The 21,402-nt window shown below is 36.1% G+C and carries 18 protein-coding genes, 1 tRNA gene and 1 pseudogene; 14 read left to right on the top strand and 6 right to left on the bottom strand.

Annotated features, from left to right (window positions below; all coding sequences use genetic code 11):
- Window position 1: 1 nt before the first annotated feature.
- From VEB00_16030 to VEB00_16020, 3 genes are all read right to left on the bottom strand, one after another.
- Window positions 2-1,069, bottom strand: coding sequence for a dehydrogenase (locus tag VEB00_16030; GenBank protein HYF84523.1), 1,068 nt, complete (start codon window positions 1,067-1,069; stop codon window positions 2-4).
- Window positions 1,070-1,169: 100 nt separating this feature from the next.
- The gene (locus VEB00_16025) at window positions 1,170-1,799 is read right to left on the bottom strand and encodes a nitroreductase family protein (GenBank protein HYF84522.1); all 630 of its coding nucleotides are present in this window, start codon (window positions 1,797-1,799) and stop codon (window positions 1,170-1,172) included.
- A gap of 54 nt (window positions 1,800-1,853) precedes the next feature.
- Entirely contained in the window at window positions 1,854-2,300 is a 447-nt protein-coding gene (locus VEB00_16020) for a MarR family transcriptional regulator (protein ID HYF84521.1), read from the bottom strand.
- Window positions 2,301-2,499: 199 nt separating this feature from the next.
- On the opposite strand from VEB00_16020, the gene VEB00_16015 reads away from it, so the two are divergent.
- Window positions 2,500-3,390, top strand: coding sequence for a PhzF family phenazine biosynthesis protein (locus VEB00_16015; protein HYF84520.1), 891 nt, complete (start codon window positions 2,500-2,502; stop codon window positions 3,388-3,390).
- A gap of 85 nt (window positions 3,391-3,475) precedes the next feature.
- Entirely contained in the window at window positions 3,476-3,829 is a 354-nt protein-coding gene (locus tag VEB00_16010) for a hypothetical protein (protein ID HYF84519.1), read from the top strand.
- Between the two features lie 51 nt (window positions 3,830-3,880).
- Here the strand turns inward: VEB00_16010 and VEB00_16005 are convergent, their stop codons facing one another.
- The gene (locus VEB00_16005; protein ID HYF84518.1) at window positions 3,881-4,258 is read right to left on the bottom strand and encodes a class II SORL domain-containing protein; all 378 of its coding nucleotides are present in this window, start codon (window positions 4,256-4,258) and stop codon (window positions 3,881-3,883) included.
- Window positions 4,259-4,530: 272 nt separating this feature from the next.
- On the opposite strand from VEB00_16005, the gene VEB00_16000 reads away from it, so the two are divergent.
- From VEB00_16000 to VEB00_15950, 11 genes and pseudogenes are all read left to right on the top strand, one after another.
- On the top strand, window positions 4,531-6,555 hold the full coding sequence (locus VEB00_16000) for a protein kinase (protein HYF84517.1): 2,025 nt from the start codon (window positions 4,531-4,533) through the stop codon (window positions 6,553-6,555).
- A 304-nt stretch (window positions 6,556-6,859) separates the two neighbouring features.
- On the top strand, window positions 6,860-8,284 hold the full coding sequence (locus tag VEB00_15995; protein ID HYF84516.1) for a dipeptidase: 1,425 nt from the start codon (window positions 6,860-6,862) through the stop codon (window positions 8,282-8,284).
- A gap of 260 nt (window positions 8,285-8,544) precedes the next feature.
- Window positions 8,545-8,620: transfer RNA gene (locus VEB00_15990), tRNA-Lys, on the top strand.
- A 241-nt stretch (window positions 8,621-8,861) separates the two neighbouring features.
- Window positions 8,862-10,574 carry a DUF262 domain-containing protein gene (locus tag VEB00_15985; protein HYF84515.1) on the top strand — a complete coding sequence of 571 codons (1,713 nt, stop codon included), beginning with the start codon at window positions 8,862-8,864 and terminating at the stop codon, window positions 10,572-10,574.
- Between the two features lie 151 nt (window positions 10,575-10,725).
- The gene (locus VEB00_15980; protein HYF84514.1) at window positions 10,726-11,961 is read left to right on the top strand and encodes a tetratricopeptide repeat protein; all 1,236 of its coding nucleotides are present in this window, start codon (window positions 10,726-10,728) and stop codon (window positions 11,959-11,961) included.
- Window positions 11,962-12,376: 415 nt separating this feature from the next.
- Window positions 12,377-12,721 (top strand): annotated as a pseudogene (locus tag VEB00_15975) (type II toxin-antitoxin system PemK/MazF family toxin).
- On the top strand, window positions 12,716-13,255 hold the full coding sequence (locus tag VEB00_15970; protein ID HYF84513.1) for an ATP-binding protein: 540 nt from the start codon (window positions 12,716-12,718) through the stop codon (window positions 13,253-13,255). The pseudogene VEB00_15975 and the gene VEB00_15970 overlap by 6 nt, the downstream one beginning before the upstream one ends.
- Window positions 13,256-14,194: 939 nt before the next feature.
- Entirely contained in the window at window positions 14,195-15,073 is an 879-nt protein-coding gene (locus VEB00_15965; GenBank protein HYF84512.1) for a hypothetical protein, read from the top strand.
- 686 nt (window positions 15,074-15,759) lie between these two features.
- Window positions 15,760-16,140 (top strand): helix-turn-helix domain-containing protein, encoded by a 381-nt coding sequence (locus VEB00_15960; protein HYF84511.1) that lies wholly within the window; start codon window positions 15,760-15,762, stop codon window positions 16,138-16,140.
- 202 nt (window positions 16,141-16,342) lie between these two features.
- A complete protein-coding gene (locus VEB00_15955; GenBank protein ID HYF84510.1) occupies window positions 16,343-16,663 on the top strand; it encodes a hypothetical protein in 321 nt (106 codons plus the stop codon).
- Between the two features lie 35 nt (window positions 16,664-16,698).
- Window positions 16,699-17,493: a CPBP family glutamic-type intramembrane protease gene (locus tag VEB00_15950; protein ID HYF84509.1), complete on the top strand. Its 795-nt coding sequence runs from the start codon at window positions 16,699-16,701 to the stop codon at window positions 17,491-17,493.
- Here VEB00_15950 and VEB00_15945 read toward each other — a convergent pair.
- On the bottom strand, window positions 17,477-18,199 hold the full coding sequence (locus VEB00_15945; protein ID HYF84508.1) for an HAD family hydrolase: 723 nt from the start codon (window positions 18,197-18,199) through the stop codon (window positions 17,477-17,479). The two genes, VEB00_15950 and VEB00_15945, sit on opposite strands and share 17 nt — an antisense overlap.
- Window positions 18,200-18,524: 325 nt before the next feature.
- Window positions 18,525-19,367: an AIM24 family protein gene (locus tag VEB00_15940; protein ID HYF84507.1), complete on the bottom strand. Its 843-nt coding sequence runs from the start codon at window positions 19,365-19,367 to the stop codon at window positions 18,525-18,527.
- 312 nt (window positions 19,368-19,679) lie between these two features.
- Between VEB00_15940 and VEB00_15935 the strand changes: the two genes are divergently transcribed.
- On the top strand, window positions 19,680-21,344 hold the full coding sequence (locus tag VEB00_15935) for a nucleoside kinase (protein HYF84506.1): 1,665 nt from the start codon (window positions 19,680-19,682) through the stop codon (window positions 21,342-21,344).
- The last annotated feature ends 58 nt before the right edge of the window (window positions 21,345-21,402 follow it).

The following is a 21,402-nucleotide window of genomic DNA, read 5'->3' as shown; positions in this document are numbered from 1 at the left end:
CCTATTTTGTCACATGCTTTATTATTCTACCTGCCATATCAGCAAAATCTATATTTGTATTATATATAATTTGCTTTATTCCTGGCGTATCTAAAGCTGCTATAAGCTTGTCATAATCGTTATTATCAAATTTCTCAATAATTTTTCTAAAACTGGATATGTTTTCTACATGATTCCTTACTTTCTCTACCTGTTTTGTGTAATCCTCATTATTAATGATGGCCCTTGCTGCCAAGATCCCACTTATTATCCCCTCTGGAGCTCCGACACCAAGCAATCTCTCTGTTAGCCCAGCTGCTCTCCCCGCAAGAAGTATATTGCGAACTTGAAACTTTCTTACTTTTCCTGTTGAAAATGGTGGGGGAAGTAATTTATACAAGAATTCTAAGTTAGTTAAACCTTCTTTCTGTAAGAACGCAGAATACAACCTTTCTGAATCAAATTCATCACATCCGATTGTATACAACCCAACTATTGCTTGTGTTGAGCTAAAAGGCGTTAATCTGGCATAACCGGAACCAGTATAACTGGTATCAAGATAAAGGCTCGCTGATTCTTGATTAAAATCTCCTAACGCGACACCGCCCATTATACGGACTAATCCTTCATCTTCCCATATCCCTAAATCTCTGGCTACTATATCATTTCCAGTTGTTACTACGACCCAATCATAATTTTTAGACAGTTCTTTATAATCCACGTTACTATTGAAATGAACTACAGTCTTTCTTAAAAATCTCCTCAATTGCGACTCTATTGATTCCTCACCTTTGCCCCTGGCAATAAAGTAGCCTAGTTTACCATCAATACTAGCAGTCTGATTTGGCGACTTTAATACAATGTTCTTGCATTCACCGATTGGATTTAGGTCCATTTTGTACTCTTTTTTAAGATAGTCAATTATGTCACCGGTATCTCTAAAAAATATGCTTGGCCAATAATTCACAGATGGCCATACCCATCCAACTGTATGGTCTCGTTCATAAAGGTCAGCATACACCCCAAGTCTTTCACACTCGAGTGCACATGCAAGGCCTGTAACGCCAGCACCAAGGATTGCTACTTTCATTTTTCGCACCTCTTCTAAATCATAAGTCACATCTATTATCTAATAGTATGCGTCCGATTATGCAATAAAAGGGGTCCGGGGCAAAGCACAGGTTTTTTATTTACCACTTATTGAAATGCATCCTTTCCTCCGCCTTTATAGAGTGCTGTCTGATTTTTCTGGCACTCTCGTCTGGATAACCCAATGCTATATAGCAAGGAACTTCATAGTCTTCTGGTATGCCTAGTCTATTTTTTATATGCTTGGTCTCTCCATCCAGGCAGGGGATTCGTGTTACGCCATATATGCCTTCGCTTGCTGCAGCAAGCAGTATGTTCTCAATACAGCACCACATTGCAGCCAGCCCATTTAATGAGGACAGTTTAGAAGGTTCCAGAAGCGGCGTTTTCTGGCGCATGCATGGTATGATAAGACATCCGGAATTTACAAGCATGCTATACTGCTTTTGGTTTGCATCAATATACATTTCACGCTGATATTCATCGGCATATCCCCTTCTATTCACCAATTCTGTTGCTTCTTCCTCGGTATAGCTTTCATTCAATTGCTCTATCAGATTTGATCTGGCTGCCCGGTCATTTAACAGTATGAATTCCCACTGGCGCAAATGATCGTTGGAGGGTGCCTTGAGCCCCGCATCAATAATTCTTTTAATTACTTCAAGCTCTATTTCCTTCTCTTGGAAATCTCTGACTGTTCTCCTGGAATTAACGACTTTATAAAAATCCATATGAGCTCCTCCTTATTATGTTGATTAGAATTCTAATCATAGTCTCAAAAAATTTTATATATGATTGTCTTTATTTTCTTTCAGATTGGACAGTACTTTAGTCAGAAGAGTATCAAGCTGTTCTTTTTCCTTATCGGTAAGACACATAAGCGGGTCATAGAGGGCCATATCTTCAGGACCGGATGCACCTTTCAAGGAAGCAAGCTTCTGTCTACCTTCTTCAGTGATGTAAATCCTAATCTGCTTTGCATTTTCTATGTCCTTTTCCCTTCTAACCCATTTTTCCCGCTCTATGTTCTTAATGATGACTGTAGCAGTCGGGCGATCGCAGAAAAGCATATCGGCAATCTGGGAGGGGTAAAGGAACTCTCGTTTTGTTAACTGGTTCAAGACATACTGCTGGTTCAGAGTTATCTTATGTGGAACCAACTCCTTCTGAAGAGCGCGCCTCCACGTAAGAAATACTATTCCCATTTTAGACATTAAAGACAGTTTGCGCATATTTTATCTCCATTTACATAGTTAGAATTCTAACTATAGTATATTCATTTCATTTTTATGTGTCAATACTATTTCTATTAATTAGCAGCTTTTGCTTTTTGAGCAAATCAAAATGGGTTATAAATTGTGTTGAAGAATTAGAGGATTATGGAAATAGATGGAGAAATAAAAACAACAAATATAAATAGGGGTGAAATGAATGAAAAGTATTAAAATCAAGCAGGTAGATGCATTTACGTCTATACCTTTTGGAGGTAATCCTGCCGGGGTTGTCACAGATGCCTCAGGTGTAACTGATGATGTTAAACAGAAAATTGCTAAAGAAATGAACCTTTCTGAAACTGCTTTTGTTTCTACTTCAAGGGTTGCTGATTTTAAGGTACAGTTTTTCACACCCAGATTTGAAGTGGACTTATGTGGTCATGCCACAATAGGCACATTTTCAGCACTTTATGAAGAAGGAAAGCTGGATTTGGGCAAAGATATATTTTATCAGGAAACTAAGGCTGGTGTATTGCCTGTAGAATTGATGAGTATCAACAATGAAAAAGTGTTTATGATGACGCAAGCTACCCCTAAATTTGAAAGCCTTGATTTAAGCAAAAGTGAAGTTGCAGAGCTCTTAGGCTTGAATGAAGGTGAATTGCTGGATATACCGGCTATGAAAGTTAGTACCGGGATATGGTGGCTGGTGTTTGGGATAAAAACACTGGATAAGCTTATGAATGCAAAGCCTGATTTGAAAGCTGTTGAAAGGATAAGTGAGAAGTATAAGCTGATAGGAATTACTCCTTTCTGTCTTGAAGTATTGGACCAGAAATATAGTTATCATATGAGAGCAATTGCTCCCTTTGTTGGAATTGCCGAGGATCCTGTTTGTGGTACCGGCAACGGAAGCGTAGCTTCTTATATAATACAGAATAAACTTGTAGAATGCGATGAAGCTATCGATTTGATTGGAGAAGAAGGACAGGAAGTTGGCAGACCAGGTTGTGTATATGTGAATATTTCAAAACAGAACAGCGAAATACAGAGAGTAAAGGTAGGCGGCACAGCTGTTACTGTTTTGGATGGAGAATTGAGGTACTAGAGGTCATAATTCACGATGAAGAAGTATTTAATGCGCTAAGGGTGGTAAAATAGACATAAGAAGTGTGATAGTAGGAGGTTTGGAAATGCTTACAAAACTTGATGTGAAGCTTGAAGAATTGATAGCAGAGGGTAAGATCAAGACTAAATGGTCCGAGCTTGAAGATCATGGTATAGCTGAGTTGGTGCATGTGATGTTCGGATATGATTTAAGTGGGGATAGTGTTGGTACAACAGCCATTATAGAGAACAAAACAATTTACTTGCACTTGTATGAAGGGGTCATGTATGAGCATGAAGGTGAGGTATATACCCTTGCCAGAGCTTACATTGATACAGATAACAATCTTATCTTCTCAACTCCAAGAGGCGAGCTGTTCCTATATGAGACATATGTAAAAGATGCCGAGGACCCCAGGTATTATTTTGGAAGTGAATAATATGGGTTGGCAAGATAAAAGCCCTAATGTATGATACATCAGGGCTTCTGCTTACTCTTCCAGACTTATTTGCTTGCTATTTTCCCATAGCCCATGGATATTGCAATATGACATTGCATAGATGGTACCGGACTTTTTGATCTTAATCTGAGTCAGTCCTACCGGATCCGTAAAGGTCTCCCCTTCTCCATGAGCGGAGAACCTGAAACTAGCCACTTCGGTTGGGAATTTTGAGCCTTCTGGCTGGAAAAATACTTTAATCCACACTATGTGGTGCTCGAAGGTATTTGGATGGGGTACAGCGTCACCGATTGACACCTTTATTTCAAAGGGAGTATCGAGTTTTACCTTTTCCGGGCAGTGAATCACTGGCACATGTTTTTCGCCCTTCCAGTCGCCTGATTGAATCAATTGGCTTAATGCATTGATGATAATCACACTCCTTCAAATTGTTAAGTTAATTATATCTCATTTAGTATATAAAGGAATCATAATTTTATTACCTGCAATTAAGCAAATTGTTCTGTTGATAAATATTCGTGGGGTACTATCGCGGGAGTTCAGGAAAATCCTGTCAAAACTTGCGAAAAATTTAATAAAGGATACAGCTTCCAAATATAGAAATTATTAAGTTATATAATGATGCCGGAATTACTAATATCCGAATCGAATCAGTCTCAGTTGGATTTGGGGTGAATGAAATGAAGGAAGTTGTCAGTGCTATAGAAAGATATCAGCCGCTGTGGGGCTTCTGGAGAGTGGAGGAGCTTATAGGCCAGGGGGGTGGCTGTGAAGTATACAGGGCGTATAAGGAAGAATGGGGCAAAAGGTATATCTCTACTGTTAAGCTAATGAGCTTTTCCATTGGCAAGAGCGATATTAAGGAAGCACAAGATATAGGTATTGATGAGGCATCAATGCCGGAATATTTTAAAAGCATGGTGGGCAGCATCCTTAACGAAATTGAGCTGATGTACAAATTAAGGGGAAACAGCAACATTGTAATTTATGAAGACCATGCAATTTATCAGAAGAAAGGTGAATTAGGCTGGGATGTACTGATAAGGATGGAGTTCCTTCAGCCATTGCCGGATTTTCTGATAAGCCGGGAGCTTGGAAAGAGCGAGGTGGCAAAGCTTGGAATTGATATATGCAAGGCCCTGGAGGCATGCGGCAGGGAAGGCATAATACACAGGGACATCAAGGATTCCAGCATATATGTATCAACTAAAGGAGAATTCAAGCTGGGCGGCTTCAGTCTGGCAAAGGAGCTCTTAAAGGGCGGAAGGACGGCTCTGGCTCAATTCAACCCCTTATACATGGCTCCTGAGCTATATAAGGAACAGAGCTATGATTCTTCAGTAGATATATACTCACTGGGAATTGTCATGTACAAATTACTTAACAGAGGGAGACTGCCATTTTTGCCTCTGCCCCCGGACAATATTACTGTTGATGATACAGAAAAATCCATAGCTGGCAGGATGGCAGGAGAAGAATTGCCATTGCCTGTAGATGCAGGCGAGAACCTGGGGGCGATAATTCTAAAGGCATGCAGCTATGATAAAAAGGATAGGTATAAGTCACCCAATGAGTTGAGGCAAAAGCTGGAGCGCTTCTTGAAAGCGGATGCAAGGTCTGCAAAGGGAGATGGCTTGGCAATAAACAGCACAGCTGAATGCGCAGCAGGAAAAGCTGATTATGAAGAGGCCCAGATAGCTGTAGATAAAGGAGGAGCCGATGCACGGGCAGCATATGCGCAGGAGCTTGAAAAGATAGCAGTAGTCGAGCTTGTTGCATCGATAGATAAAATGAATAATGCAAAAAAACGCGCGAGAAAGAGATTTATAGTCTCAGTTGCCACCGGGATTATAGCGATGACACTGGCATTTACTTTAGCATTTATTAATGCATATGAGTTTAAACCACCTATAAAAGAGACAGCAACTGATATTATAAAGATTACTCCTTTACCGACTACAACGACAACAACAACTCCAGCCCTAGCCCCTCAGCCTGTTATGGGAAAAAGCGGGGAGGAATATTTCAAGATGGGCTTGGGATATATGAAGAGTAAGCAATATGGGCTGGCCCTTTCTGCTTTTGAAGAATCAAAAAGGCTGGGATACGAAAGCGGTAAGGTGGACAGTCAGATCAAGACTGTAAGAAACTATTTGAAAGTGCAGAAGCTTTATAAAGAAGCAACAGATTATTATGTACGGAATGACTATGAAAGAGCTATTACAGCTTTTGCAGAGCTGGCTAAAATTGATGCCGGTTACAGCAGCTCTGCCCAGTATGCCGATTCCTTCTTTCAGCTTGCCGGGAAGCATAACTTATTGGGGGTGCAATACTTCAATGAAGGCAAACTGGAGCAGGGAGAAAATGAATTTGATAAAGCCTTGAACAAGCTGGAATCCATGAAAGCATGTATAAGTAATTACGATCAAGAGCAGTATTCCAAACTGAAGACTGCATATCTGGGGAACAAAAATAGAATATTGGAAAAGGCTGAAAAGGTATATGAATGCTTTAAATTAGCTGATGAGTGCAATAAAACTGGAGTAAATTACTTTAGTCAAGGAAAGTATGATAAGGCAAAGTTGGAATTTGAGAAGGCAGTAAAGTATATGGACGAAATAAGGCTGCTGGTACCGAAATACTCAGCCAATGGATATGACGGCTTAGTGCAGATTTATGAGGGAAACTTGAGGCGTACAGAGTAATCAGGATTTTGTGAAATCGACCTGGGCTTCAGCATCCATTCCAAGCCCGGCTGCTTTGGCTGGCTTTGAGGAGGAAATGTAATATAACTATGAAATTTGGGTGCGGATTAAGAAATTAATCAAAATTGCTCCTCTGCACAGAAAACAAGTAGAACGTTTTTTTAGCAGACAGATATAGGATATTACAAAATATTGCATTCTTCATATGGTGTAATTTGGATAAGCAGGCAATATAAAACGAAAGCGGTGGTAAGTCTCGGAGTTGGACACTGCCTGTCAGTAAAAATAGCTAGGAGGTAATAGAATGGTGAGAAAGAGAAAATGTACTTTATGTATGGTTCTATGTATAGTTCTTCTCGTTAGTTTCACAACTACTTACGCTACTCCTGCTACAGTTGGAAACGCAGCAGAGATACATAGTGATGCAACAGTGGTGGATACTCATTCAGACACATTACTAAACATTATAGACCGTACTACATGGCTTCCCGCTTCAAACATTGGCAATGAAACAGATTTCCAGTTGGACATACCAAAGATGCAGCAAGGTGGAGTCGATGTACAGACCTTCGGTGCATATACTGGTGGGTATGCTATTCCTACTGGGGGACAGGACTTTACCAGGGGAAACAGCCGCATACTGGCTCTTATCAATGCCCTGAAATGGACACTGGATAACAATCCGGACACCATAGAGCAGCCGTTAACCCTCAAAGATATCGAAAAAATTGAACATTCTGGAAGGATTGCTGCATTATCCAGCATCGAAGGAGCCTATTCACTCAATGAGGATACAGGAATTGAGTTGTTAAGGCAGTACTATGACCTTGGTGTGAGGATGTTAGCGCTTAATTGGAGCAATTCCAACGCACTAGGCGAAGGTGTAAACAATAAATACAAGGATGGCACACCTTCTTCAGGCGGTCTGACAGAGCTTGGCAGGGAAGTAATAAGAGAAATGAACAAGCTGGGTATGATTGTGGATGTATCCCATATGAATGAGGCAACCTTCTGGGAAACTATAGAAGCTTCGGAAGCACCAGTAATCGCCAGCCATTCTTGCGTATACAACATAGCAAACCAAGTCCGCAACCTGAAGGATGATCAGATAAAGGCTATAGCAGATGGGGGCGGTGTAATCCAAGTCAATTTTTATAATCTGTTTTTAGGAAATCCCGCAACTGTTACGACCAAAGATCTGGTTGACCATATCGATTACATAGTAAACCTGGTAGGGATTGATTATGTGGGACTTGGCTCTGACTTTGATGGAGCAGACATGCCGATAGACCTCCAGAATGTATCCTTTGTGCCTAATATCACAAAAGAATTGCTTGAAAGAGGGTATATAAAGAGTGATATAGAGAAGATACTTGGCGGGAACTCTTTAAGGTTATTCAAGGAAGTTTGGGGAAAAGCCGCAGAGAATGAAAATAGCGGAGCAGCCCCAATTATTGAACCTTCAATAGCAATGGGGGAAATAATTAGTACTGCAACTCCTACACTAACTGCAGCAGTAAGTACTGACAAAGGCTCCAAGCTTGATATTGACAGCTTGAAGCTAATAGTGGATGGAAATGTATATACTCCTGAATTTGATGAGACAACGGGAACTATGAGCATAGCTGTTACAGAGCCATTAAAGGAAAAATTCCATGTTGTAACCTTTGAAGCAGCAAATCATAGCGGCAAGACTACAAGGGAAGCCAGAATTTTTTGCATTCAGTAGCAGTAATTGTAACAAAAAATCAATAAACCGGCTTAAACCGGTCTATTGATTTTTTTGAATTCCTTTTTAAAGCTAAAGGCATAGTTTATGTAAGCGACAGTATAGACATTTGAATTCTAGATATAATATGAGTGGAAGTTCTTTCATGCATTATTCTAAAAAAAATTACAGCTAATCCAGTAATAAGCTGTTGACATAGCTTACTTTCTTTTGTATAATAAAAAAGTCGGTTGACGAAACTGTACAAAACAAACAAACCTGCGCCATTAGCTCAGTTGGTAGAGCAATTGACTCTTAATCAATGGGTCCACGGTTCGAGTCCGTGATGGCGCACCATTTTTATTTTTTGGACTGTAAACCTTGAGAAATCAAGGTTTTTTTTAATTTTTGGATTTTTGCCGAAAACAGCTAAACATTTTTGTTATTGGGGTAGTTATTGTAACGCTTTTTCTGGTTTATATAGAGCCATTTATGTTAAATAAAATTTTCCATAAATACTATTTTATGTTAAATTTTACTGATATAATAAAGCTGAAACTAAAAGAAATACAAATTCATATATTCGGGGGGAACAATTATGTCATTTCAAGTGCCAATAACAATAAGTGAAGCTATGGAGAACATTGAAAACCATTACTATTTGTTACCAGCAATCCAAAGAGAATTTGTCTGGAACTACGAAAAGGTTGAGAGACTTTTTGATTCTATTATGCAAAATTATCCGATAAGCTCCTTTTTATTTTGGAGAATAGAAGGAGAAACAAAAAACCGTTATAAGTATTACAGTTTTTTGAAAGAATATCGAGAATTGTTTAGGACGCAAAGCGATGAATTCGGAACTGAAGGATTGCATGATTTTTATGCTGTTTTAGATGGACAACAGAGGCTTACTTCTCTATATATTGGGTTAAAGGGTAGCTACGCACATAAAAAGCCAAGAGTTTTCTGGAAAGATACAGAAGATAATATACCTACAAGATATCTTTACTTAAATATTGAATCTGCAGTAAGCAATCAAGAAGATGGTAGAATATATGACTTTAGATTTCTTACTTTAGATGAGTTCGAGTTTGATAGTGGTCATAAAAAGTGGTTTAAGGTTGGTAAGATACTTGATTTGAAGGATAATTTTGAATTCAACAAATACTTAGATACATATGGATATAAGGATAGCGAATTTACTTATAAGGCACTTTCAACATTACATAATGTCATTCACTCAAAACAATTAATAAATTATTTTCTAGAAAAGGAACAAAATATTGAAAAGGCGTTAAATATATTTATTAGAATAAATAGTGGTGGTGAGCCTTTAGATTATTCGGATTTATTAATATCTATAGCGATAGCACACTGGGAAAATTTAGATGCAAAAAAAGAATTTCAAAAACTTATAGAATCTATCAGAGATGAAGGGTTCTTTATAACAAAAGACTTCATTTTAAGAGTCTATTTAGTTTTACATAGTGATAATATTAAATTCAGGGTTAGTAACTTCCAGGCTGATAGTGCAAAACAGTTTGAAGAAAAATGGGATGAAATAAAAAGTGTAATTAAAACATCGTTCGCTTTACTCAGATCTTTTGGCTTCACAGAAAACACATTAACATCAAAAAATGCAATTATACCGATAATCTATTATTTATATCATAAGGATATTTATAAAGATTTTGTGAAATCAAAATTAATGCAAAGTGATAGACGTATCATTCAAAGATGGATTAACTTAGTATTGTTACAGAGAGTGTTTGGGCGCTCTTCGGATACCATACTTTCATTATTAAGAAATGTTATTAAAAGCTATCTTAGTTTGCCTTGGTTTCCATATGAAGAAACAGTTTCTAAATTAATAGATAGTGGCTATATCAGCACAGACGAAAAGTATTTAAGTGAGATATTATATACTCAAAAAGATGATAATTATACATTTTCAATTTTATCATTACTGTATCCACATCTTGATTATAAAAATAATGATTTTCATAAAGACCACATTCACCCGGAAAGCTGTTTTAATATCAACCATTTAACCAACATTGGGATTACAAATGATGATGATATAAAATTTTACTTAGATAAAAATCATTATAATAGTATACTTAACTTGCAGCTTATTGATTCAAGAGAAAATGAATCTAAAAAGGATAAAACGCTAGTTGATTGGGTAACTAAGGAAAATATTGATATACAAAAGCAATTAATTCCAAATTGTTTAAGGATCGAAGATTTTAAAATTTTCATAGAACAAAGAAAGACACTTTTATTAAAGAAACTAAAGGATATACTATAACCTATTTTAGCAACTTATAAATGCACGAAAGTAACCTTTCGTGCATTTATGTCCTGTTTTTACTTTTTATTCCCTTACATACTATAAACTGCTATAATTTAACTAAAGTGAATTTATTATCCAATAATTTATATAATTGGGAGGATTACTTATGGAATGGATAAAATATTTATCGATTATCATCGTTTCTATTGTTCTATTAATAATTTTATTAGTTTATAAGAAGCCTTTAGTGAAAATGTTAACCAGTGTTGCCTCGACAAAAAGATTTGAAAAAACCAAAGATGGTTTTAAAATAGAAGTTGGAGGCTCAGAAAGTGATGATACGTTATTATTACCATCTAGTAGAAAAGAAATTATTAATAAAGATATTGTAGAAAATAATTGTGTTAATGATGAATGTGATCATATAGGTGATGGAGATAAACCATTTGATTGGATATCCCATTATATGAATAAAGACTATGATATTGCAATTAAAGTATTAGAAAGACTAATAGACAAAGCTGAAGATTCAAAAGAAGTAGCAGATAATGAGTATATTATAGGTTTATGTTTGTTAAAAAAAGATTTTAATTCAGGATATAGAAAATTAAATTCTTTTGCTGAGAAATATCCAAGTGATTCAAGACCATATTTGGCATTATCATCAGAATACTTATTATGCAAATTACCTAATGAGGCAATTAACATACTTGATTTAGGCATAAGTAAAATAAAAGATAATTGTAGAATACTGAAAAGAAAAGTAGAAGTTTTAACAGAGCTAGAAAGATTCCCGGAGGCATTAGATATAATAAGTATGCTTGCCGAACATTACCCTAACGATATTGAATGTAACACGCTTAAAGCTGATATTTATATTAAGAAGAATGACTTAGACAATGCTTATGCAAGCTATAATATGGCATTAATGAAAAATCCAAGTGATGAAAATCTTTTAAAAGTTTATGCAGCATTTCTTTATAATAGCAATAAAAAAGAAGAGGCGTTATCTATTTATAAACGTATGATTGAATTATATCCTAAAAATGAGAATTATATAGGCCTACTGGGCAATACATATTTAGATTTGAACTTTTATAATAAAGCATTAGAATGTTATGAAAAAGCCAATGAATTAGCTAATAATAATCAATCATGGATTATTGCTAACATAGGAAATGCTTATAAAAACAAAGGTTTTTATTCCAAAGCTTTGGAATGTTTTACTGCTGCCTTACGTATTGATCCGGATTCAGAATACACACATAACAGAATTTCTACTACATATGAAGCTATTAGGGAAGAAGAAAAGAGGGAGTTAGATATGATTAATACAGTAATGAAAACACGGACAAATAATACTCGAGTCTTAAATAGTGAGGACACTAATATTAAAGCTTAGTACTAGTATATAGCTTTTTTAAAAAGTGCACGAAATTGAGGTTTCGTGCATTTTCTATTATATTATAATTACACAACTTGATTTTTAGTTATAGTTTGGTATTCTAAAATAGAAGGGAGTGTTAAAATATGGCAACATATAGGGAGATACAGGAATATGTAAGAAACAAATGTGGGTATATACCAAAAACATGTTGGATAGCTCACATGAAAGAATTATGTGGCCTTAGCACTAGAGTATCACCAAATAGATATTCACTTGATAATCGTACGCACCCATGCCCACCAAACAAACAAGTAGATATCAGGAATGCCTTTATACACTTTAAAATGCTATAAGATGCACGGAATATAAATTCCGTGCATCTTCCCAGAACTCTATATTTACTATATTAATGCAATGGGGGTTTTCAATTTTGATTATTAGAAGAGGAGATATTTTCTATGCTGATTTAAGCCCTGTTATTGGTAGTGAACAGGGAGGAGTAAGACCTGTTTTAATTATACAAAATGATATAGCAAACAAATATGCGCCAACAACAATTATCGCTGCAATTACATCACAAATTACTAGAGCAACATTACCAACGCATATTGACCTCGATGCAAAAAAATACAATATGGCTAAAGATTCTGTTATATTGTTTGAACAAATTAGAACAATAGATAAAAAAAGACTCAAAGAAAGAATAGCTCATGTTGATGAGGACCTATTAAAACAAATAACGTCAGCTTATCTAGTTGCTGGAGGTGTTATAGATTACTCACTTGATGAAAAAGAAAAAGTTAATAGTTTTTACAAATTTAGACTTGATGAAAAAGTAGACTTTATTGAAGATTATGATTGTGAATTCAAAGAAATAAGAGGACCAGATCCTAATAATTCAATAAATAGCACTATTTCCGAGTATACAGCTTCTTTTTTAAATGGTAGAGGTGGCAGACTTTACTTTGGTATTGCAAATGATAGAGTAGTAAAGGGAGTCCTAATAAATAAGGATAAAGTTGATGAAATTAATAGAACAATTTACTCAAATTTAGCTAGTATACAACCTCCTATTTCTCCTAACTTTTTTGACATCATATACCACCCAGTAGTTGATAAATATAACAAGCCAATAGAAAACCTTTATATAATAGAAATTGTCATACCCCTTTCACCTGATAAAAAAACAATATATTTCGTTAAAGGAAATGAACTTCATGTTAGAGTTAAAGGTGTAAAAAAGAAATTAATAGGAACAGAAATCTCTTCTTACATTATAGGTAAATATAGTAGTCTTGAAGATGAATAAAATATTGTTCTATTATAATTATTTGAAGTAAAAAATCTACATATTGTACGAAATTAATCTTTCGTGCATTTTGCTTTTAAACTTGTAAGGTTGATTGTAACGAATTAGAACTATGTTTACATATTATGCTATTTATTGATAAATTTTGATGTTATAATATTCTAAGTAATTATATTATGGAGGATAATATGGAATTTTTAGCTGAAATTTTTAAAACTAGCATAAGCAAAGTCTCATGTATTCTTATCATGTTTACTGGCACAATATGCGCAGGTTTACTTATTCTTTTTCACTTTTATAGTGAGTATTTTATAAGCTTTGATATTGTTAAGCTAGTATTTTTATCTTCAAGTATCACATTTCCAATTTATTTTATTAATATGTTAATTTACACATTTCCTTATCTTAGTAGTTCATATCGGACAGCTAATTTTAAAAATAACGAGGATATGTTAAATACCGTGGTTATTATAGGTGCTCTATACAATACTGCTATTTTATACATTGCACTTTTTTTATCTTGGAATAAGTCTTATGATATAAATAATTTCATTAAAGTTATTATTATTACTGAACTTTTCGCAGTTGCTGATATTTTTCAGTCTCTTGTTAAATTTCATTTATCAAATAAGAAATTAAAACTAGTAACACTCAAGAGCTACTTAATTTGTTATAGTGGTTTCTTTATAGTAGTATTTTTATTTAATAATTATTTTAGGTCGATATTATAACGCTAAATCGAGGTTTCGTGCATTTTAAATTTTACTACGTTACTTAGATATAAGAAATATTGAAGGATATTATTAAATCACATCGAATTATATATTTACAGTATTTACTATTTAATTATATCTATATAAATTTACTGATGATATATATCGTCAATATGAGAATTTGTAACATTTCTATAAAATTGCTTTAGTTTAAGGAGGTTCATTTATGGAAAAATTGGAGATGGATTTTGTACAATACTGGCATATCGCACTTATTGAAGAAATTAAAGAAGAAGGTCTCATGTTTGATGAGAATCTATCAAAAGATTTATTAATAATAAGATACTTCTCGTATTTAAGAAAAAAGGGTATTAGGAAACCTTATAATATCAAAATTGCAAAAGAGTTTAATTGCCCACCTGAATTGAAAAAAGGATTAGATCAATTGATTGAAGTTTTAAAAAAAGGTGATGACATATCTCCATACCTCAGTAAGCAAGTTGATAAATTAAACAATGATGGAATGTATAATGATTGGGGTATCCTGCATCTTCATTTAGGTGATGAAATAGAAGCCAATAAGAAATATATAAAACGCACTGGACCATTGCTATTTGTTTATTTTTTAAATGATATGGCATACTTGATAAATGTTTTTCAACATAAGGACTGGACTAAAAAAGATATTCTGCAAATAATGCAAAATAACTGGCCTGAACTAATAGAACCATTCAAAATTAAGGGTGCTCAGGGTTTAAGTTATGAAGTCACAGATGCCCAACACCAACAATTAAGAGATGCTGGAATAAGTGTGCCAGTAGAGTTAATTGATAAGGATGGAACAAAGATTGTTATAATTCCTCCCGGGATGGGTATTATGACATCTGGGGATGCAATGATCGATGTAAGAGAATACCAAAATGGAATTAAAGAAGTTAGGAAATTAGAAATATCAGTTAAGAATAATATAGGACTTATAAATGATACAATACTCAAACAAAAGTTACAGGTACCAAATGTACTTAGATTTAATTTGGTCAACATAGATGGTAAATGGAAAGTTAAAGAAGTAAACACAGGTTTAATTTTTAATCTTAGTTCCTAAATGCAAAGTAAAAGTAGAAGTGTCACCTGGTCTATCTGAATACTGCACGATATGAATCTATCGTGCATTTTTTTATCCTAAATAGTACGATTTCGCTTATAAGTAACGGAAAAGTACGAACATGTGTTCGTCATAACTCTTAATCAATGGGTCCGCAATTTGAGTCCGTCATGACACACCATTTATTTATAATAAGCAAACCCTTGAGCAATCAAGGGCAGCTAGCCGAAGAACTATCCAAAAGCTTCGTAGCCTGAATAAACAATATACACTATGTAAGCAGCCATGTAATAGCAAAGGTATACTTATACAAAGCTTGTTAATGGTACTTAGGAACGGAGCCTTAGAAACAGTCGTATGCAAGGCAAGGATGCCGAGCAAGCCTTCCAGGGCCAAGGATGGCCTTTGGAAGGCGGTAGACTTTTCTTAGGCGCAGAGAGTTAGTACCATCAAGATTTGTATAGTTATACCGTGCTATACATGGCTGCTCAATTGTCGCTTATTTCGCATTAGCCACTCCTTGAAGATTCAAGGTTTTTTTATTTCTTTGGATTTTTCCTGGGAATCCAATTCCTTACTGCATTGTACATCACATTATGATATGATAGAAAAAGTCTTTATTAAGTGCTATCTGAATATAATTTCTTATGAATTAGTTATTCTCAATAGTAATGGGAGGTTAATGAATGAAGAAGATAGGTATAATCTTAGTTGTATTGGGTGTTATACTAATTGCTGCCAATGGATTTTTATTGAATACGCTAAATAACAGGCTTGATGGGATGAGCAGCAAGCTTGATCTGCTTGAAGTGCAGCTTGCCAGAGTCCAGAGCAGTGCGAACAATCAGAATTTAATTCAGCCAAAGACTGAAGCAAAGGAAAAGGATGTGTTCACACCTACGGAACTTGCAGAGTATCTGAATATAAATATTAATCAAGTATATGACATGATTGATGCACCAGGTGTAGGACTTCCTTATGTAAATATAGGTGGTGAATATAGGTTCGGTAAAGAAGCTATAGATGAGTGGTTAAAGGGAAATAAAGGTGAAAATACTGGCAACTGACATTGCAGAAAATACAAAAGAGTATTCTCTTAGGGGAATGCTCTTTTAAATTTTTTCATTAAATATTTGATAAAAGGTAAGTGTATGCCAATTACCCAGAATATTCGACAGATAATATAAAAGAGGCTTGCATCATAGGGGGGTATGCTATAATAATCATGGATTACTTAGTGTATACTCATAAAAGAAAGGGAGTGAGGCTATGACAAATATTGAGCATGAAAAAGAAATGATATTTGTTAAGCTCATACGAAAGGGGCCCCATGTTCTAGAGTTCAGCGACGATTACCTGATGGTCCATAATGGCAAGCTCACACTTGCAACATCACTTGTTCTCGAAAAGTACCGCTCAATAAAAAAGGCTGAAAATGTGGAGACAAGGTGTAATCTTGCTCAAACAATTGCCGAATTAATAGATAGGGAGTATTACAGCAACAGCAATTTGGAGTGGTACAATCTCAGAGAGTACATAGCAAATTTCGATGTAAACAGACTGGAGGAGCTTAAGCTGAGAATCAGCTAATGCAGCTTCCGCAGTAAATAACGGGGTGCAAATTCATGAATGTCAAACTGGAGAGAGCTATAAAAAAGGCAGAGGGTAACGTATACACTGGGGTAAGTATCTTAAATGGTACAATAGTGTTTGTTTGGACACTATTGTGCCTTTTTCTTATCAATAAAAGTAAAAGCTTCTTATTCACATCTGTTTTCGGCGGTGCCTATTATATATCATTAGTGATTTTATGCATGCTGCTATTCAAGAGCTTAAGCAGCTATTTGAGTTTTCCGGGGGAGAATAAAAAAATGCCCGTTTTCATCGGGCATAGGCTGGACACTATATTTATTTATCCCGTTATACTAATGTCACTAATAGGGATAATAAGTAATTTGCTTATAGCAACAGGCATTTTTCCCATTGCCCCGCAGCAGATAGATGCGGCGGGCAGCACATCCGCAGAGTTAATAACCAAGGTTATGCTCCTGCCACTGATAGCCTTTGCAGAAGAACTCCTGAATTTGCTTCTGGTTTCTTTCTTATATAAATATATGAAGCTTCCTGGGAAATGCAGGTTATTTGGAAGCATACTTTCCGCTGCTTTGATTTTTGGTATTCTGCACACCTTCGGCTGGGGATTTAATGCCGCAATTCCTATAGGTATTGCTTATATACCGGTATTCTTTGTCACTTTGTATACGGGCAATATCTGGATAAGCTTTTTAGCTCACTTTTACAACGATTTGATTTCTCTTGCAAAATACTATAGCGGCAGTTTTTATCTCATAATAATAACTGCCATCACGCTTATACCGGCTGTCTGGGCTATCAGAGCAATGCTTAGGAAGACGCGCTGACAGCATCCATACCTTTCACAAAATTATAGAAATCCTCATAGACCCCTTCGTAAGTGCTGTCTATTTCATCCTGTGTTCTATGTATCATATGGTTTCTTATCAGGAAGGTTTTCAGTCCCAGCTTAAGGGCGACTAGATCCTCCTGTACATCATTTCCTACCATCATGCACTGCTCAGGTCGTTTACCTATCACCTCAAGTATTTCCTTGTAATAGTGCAGCTGTGGCTTGCAGTAATGATTATCTTCGTAAGATGTAATATATGCGAAATCCTTCAAATCAAGCCCTGCCCACTCAATCCTATGATATATCGCCTTGCGTGGAAATAGGGGATTGGTAGCGACAACGAGCTTATAATTTTTCTCTTTGAGCAGTTTAATGCTCTCTTTTATTAATGCCTGGCTCTGTACGGATTCTCTTGTCTTGTGATATAGAGTGTCATAGAAATCATCAAATCGCTTCTGATACTTGCTGATATCCCCGCCGATAAGCTGCTGGAATTTATTCATGAATACTTCTTCGTTTGTCTTATATTCAGTATTTTCTACCATCTCTTCGGTTGCGGTCCAGATGTATTTTACAAGCAGCTTGGGATCCATCATATCCTTAAACATATTTCCCATTTCTTTAAAATAAATCTCAGTGAATCTTTGCATATCAAGAGGCAGAAGTGTTCCGTCCAAATCAAATAAAATAGTATCAATCATCAGTATTTTTCTCCCTTATTAAAATAAATATAATTATGGTCTCAAAGAATAATATATATAATAATCTGAGAAATGTAAATGAAATATGAGCAGAGAAAGGCAAAGCAACATGCGGCATTTATAGTTTCCTATAAATGCCGCATTCTTTAAAATGAGGGGGAGGAATAAAGAGTATTAGCATTAATTACTTTCCTTAATGTTATTATATTAGAATAGAAAACATAATGATATAGGCTGGAGCCAGTTGTTACAAATTGTTTACATCTTTGGTAAGTTATTATGTACACTAAAAAGCTCCGATACATTTATCGGAGCTTTAAATAGCTTAATACTTATCGCCGCCTAGTTCTCCAAGGAGGCTGCCAAGCCCGCCGAGCACGTTGCCGCTGCTTCTGTCTTCAGCAGATGATTTGGTTGCGTTCCTGAAAAGCGTTCTAGCCAGGGTTGTTATGTTCATGCTTTGGAGTAGTACCTTTCCGTTTCCTGAGAGAGTGGCGAGGAAAAGTCCTTCTCCGCCTAACAAGAGGTTCTTGGCTACCTGGCCTGCACTTTTACCTACCCATTCAATATCATAATCAATATTCTTATCAAAGGCAACCAGAGCGCCGGTGTCTATCTGTATCTTTCCGCCGTAATCCGCAGGATTAAGCTCTATGAAATTACCGCAGGCACCAATGAAAAGAGTACCTTTGTCTGTAAATTTCTCAAGGATGAAGCCTTCACCACCGAAGAAGCCAGCGCCAACCTTCTTTGTAAGTGCGATATCAAAGTCTACTGTGTTTTCTGCTGCCAGGAAGCCGTCCTTCTGAACATACAGCTCACCAAAGTCTTCAATATTCAGAGCCTTTATTTCACCGGGAATAGTCTGGGCGAAAGTTACCAAGCCGCTTTGCCCATGAGTAACATTGAATACTTGAAATGCAGCAGACTCCCCTGCCAGCTTTCTTTTACCCACATTGACAGCGGTATCCATGAACTTGCCAAGGAGTCCCCCGCCGCCTTTTTCTTCAAAGTGACCTTTTTTGTCACTTACATTGAAGGAAGTCTCAAATTTGATATTGTCTGTTTTCCATAGGAATTTTCCGGCTTCACTGTACATCAGCTGATTAGCTCCTAGCTCCACAACAATCTGCTGCATTGCGTTGCCGACTATTTTGTAATTAAGCATACATGACCCACCTTTCATTTTTCATAACACAGTACTGCGGTACCGTTAAAACCTGTAAAACAAATATGTTTCAGCATATATATTCTATTATAAAGTCTACTCAATTTAAATATAAATATTTCTAAATTTAGTAGGAAATGATAAAGCTGTATTAAATAAAGGATTTTAAACATTACTGACGAAAATAAACATATTACTACTCAAAAAATATGGTAATTTTTATTTATGGTGAATAAGATAGTGATGTATATTTGCACGATTTTTATTTTGATAATGCGGGATAATAATCTATTATGATTGGAGGCTTGAATTATGAAAGATATGGTATTAATGACATTTCCCCAAGGTATAAACAAGGAATATCCAAAGGGAACCAAGCTTTCGGAGATCGCAAAAGATTTTCAGCAGGGCTTTAAATCAGATATTGTTGGAGCAATTATGAATAACGAGCTTAAGGAATTGTGGGTTGAAATCCAAAAGGATTGCACTCTGCAGTTTATTGATAGAACTACAGGCTATGGGAACAGGTTTTACTCGAGAAGCTTGGCTTTTCTGTTTATAATAGCGGCAAAAGAGGTATTCAAAGGGTGCAGGGTCACAGTAGAGCATTCCCTCAACAAAGGGCTTTATTGTGAGGTTCATAAGAATGAGCCTTTGACACAGCCGGATATTATAAAAATAGAAGAAAAAATGTGGGAGCTTCAAAAACAGGATATACCCTTTGAAAAAAGAAAAATAGCCAGTACTGAGGCCATAGAACTTTTTAAGAGCACTCAACAGCTGGATAAGGTGGATTTGATAAAATATCGTAAGAAAAAGTACATCAATGTATACAGCTGTCACGGTTACCATGATTATTTCTATGGATATATGGTTCCCTCTACCGGGTATCTCAAACTGTTTGATCTGAAATTCAATAAGCCGGGACTCGTGCTGAGGTTTCCTGAGAAGTCAACTCCCAACCAGCTGCCCGAATACAAGGAGCAAAAAAAGCTTTTCAATATATTCAGAGAGTTTGAAAATTGGGGAAAGATATTGGAGCTGGAAAATATAAGTCATTTGAACGACGCGATAAATGGAGGCAGAATCAGTGAGGTAATAGCGGTTGCTGAGGGTCTCCATGAAAAGAAAATCGCACAGATTGCAGATATGATTTCTGCTTCAAACAATAAGAAGCTTGTGCTTATAGCCGGACCATCCTCATCTGGGAAAACAACCTTTGCCCAGCGTCTGTCGGTTCAGTTGAGAGTTAATGGCTTGAAGCCGGTTCCCATATCAATAGATGATTTCTTTAAGGACAGAGTGGATACCCCTATAGATGAATTTGGAGATTTTGATTTTGAGACAATAGCTGCAATTGATATAGTTACTTTTAATGATGTAATCAGGAGACTAATTAAAGGTGAGGAAGTGGAAATGCCTTCTTTCAACTTCCATACAGGGAATAGGGAGTGGAGGGGCAAAAAACTGAGGATCAGTGAAGAGCAGGTGCTTGTGGTTGAAGGAATACATGGCCTCAACGAAACACTCACACAGGATATTCCCAGGGAGCAAAAGTTCAAGATTTATATAAGCGCCCTCACACACCTCAGCATAGATGACCATAACAGGATTCCTACATCCGATTTAAGACTTATAAGGCGCATAGTGAGGGATTTCCAGTTCAGGTCTGCAGATGCACTTTCCACAATAAAACGATGGGACTCGGTGAGACGAGGGGAAGATACTTATATTTACCCCTTCCAGGAGGAAGCTGATATAATGTTCAATTCATCTCTGGTATATGAGCTGGCTGTGTTGAATCAGATAGCTTTGCCACAGCTGGAGAAGATAGATAACAGCGTCCCGGAATATATAGAAGCAAAGAGACTTTCAAAATTTCTGCAATATTTCCTAAATGCAGATATAGAAGAGATTCCTACCAATTCGATACTGAGGGAGTTCGTGGGCAAGAGCTGTTTCTTTGAAAAAGATTGATAAGCAACCAAAAGCTGCAAGAAATTGCAGCTTTTTTATTTGGAATAAAAGTAAATAA

It is taken from the genome of Clostridia bacterium (assembly GCA_035628995.1).
GTDB lineage: Bacteria > Bacillota > Clostridia > Lutisporales > Lutisporaceae > BRH-c25.
Note: the sequence above shows the minus strand (reverse complement) of the source record. Positions and strands in the feature narration are given on the sequence as shown.

Coding starts and splice junctions, on each gene's coding strand:
- VEB00_15980 (HYF84514.1), top strand. CDS start 10,726: ATGGAATGGATAAAATATTTATCGATTATCATCGTTTCTATTGTTCTA.
- VEB00_15935 (HYF84506.1), top strand. CDS start 19,680: ATGAAAGATATGGTATTAATGACATTTCCCCAAGGTATAAACAAGGAA.
- VEB00_15985 (HYF84515.1), top strand. CDS start 8,862: ATGTCATTTCAAGTGCCAATAACAATAAGTGAAGCTATGGAGAACATT.
- VEB00_16020 (HYF84521.1), bottom strand. CDS start 2,300: ATGCGCAAACTGTCTTTAATGTCTAAAATGGGAATAGTATTTCTTACG.
- VEB00_15950 (HYF84509.1), top strand. CDS start 16,699: ATGAATGTCAAACTGGAGAGAGCTATAAAAAAGGCAGAGGGTAACGTA.
- VEB00_15965 (HYF84512.1), top strand. CDS start 14,195: ATGGAAAAATTGGAGATGGATTTTGTACAATACTGGCATATCGCACTT.
- VEB00_16010 (HYF84519.1), top strand. CDS start 3,476: ATGCTTACAAAACTTGATGTGAAGCTTGAAGAATTGATAGCAGAGGGT.
- VEB00_16025 (HYF84522.1), bottom strand. CDS start 1,799: ATGGATTTTTATAAAGTCGTTAATTCCAGGAGAACAGTCAGAGATTTC.
- VEB00_15955 (HYF84510.1), top strand. CDS start 16,343: ATGACAAATATTGAGCATGAAAAAGAAATGATATTTGTTAAGCTCATA.
- VEB00_16030 (HYF84523.1), bottom strand. CDS start 1,069: ATGAAAGTAGCAATCCTTGGTGCTGGCGTTACAGGCCTTGCATGTGCA.
- VEB00_15940 (HYF84507.1), bottom strand. CDS start 19,367: ATGCTTAATTACAAAATAGTCGGCAACGCAATGCAGCAGATTGTTGTG.
- VEB00_16015 (HYF84520.1), top strand. CDS start 2,500: ATGAAAAGTATTAAAATCAAGCAGGTAGATGCATTTACGTCTATACCT.
- VEB00_15945 (HYF84508.1), bottom strand. CDS start 18,199: ATGATTGATACTATTTTATTTGATTTGGACGGAACACTTCTGCCTCTT.
- VEB00_16000 (HYF84517.1), top strand. CDS start 4,531: ATGAAGGAAGTTGTCAGTGCTATAGAAAGATATCAGCCGCTGTGGGGC.
- VEB00_15995 (HYF84516.1), top strand. CDS start 6,860: ATGGTGAGAAAGAGAAAATGTACTTTATGTATGGTTCTATGTATAGTT.
- VEB00_15960 (HYF84511.1), top strand. CDS start 15,760: ATGAAGAAGATAGGTATAATCTTAGTTGTATTGGGTGTTATACTAATT.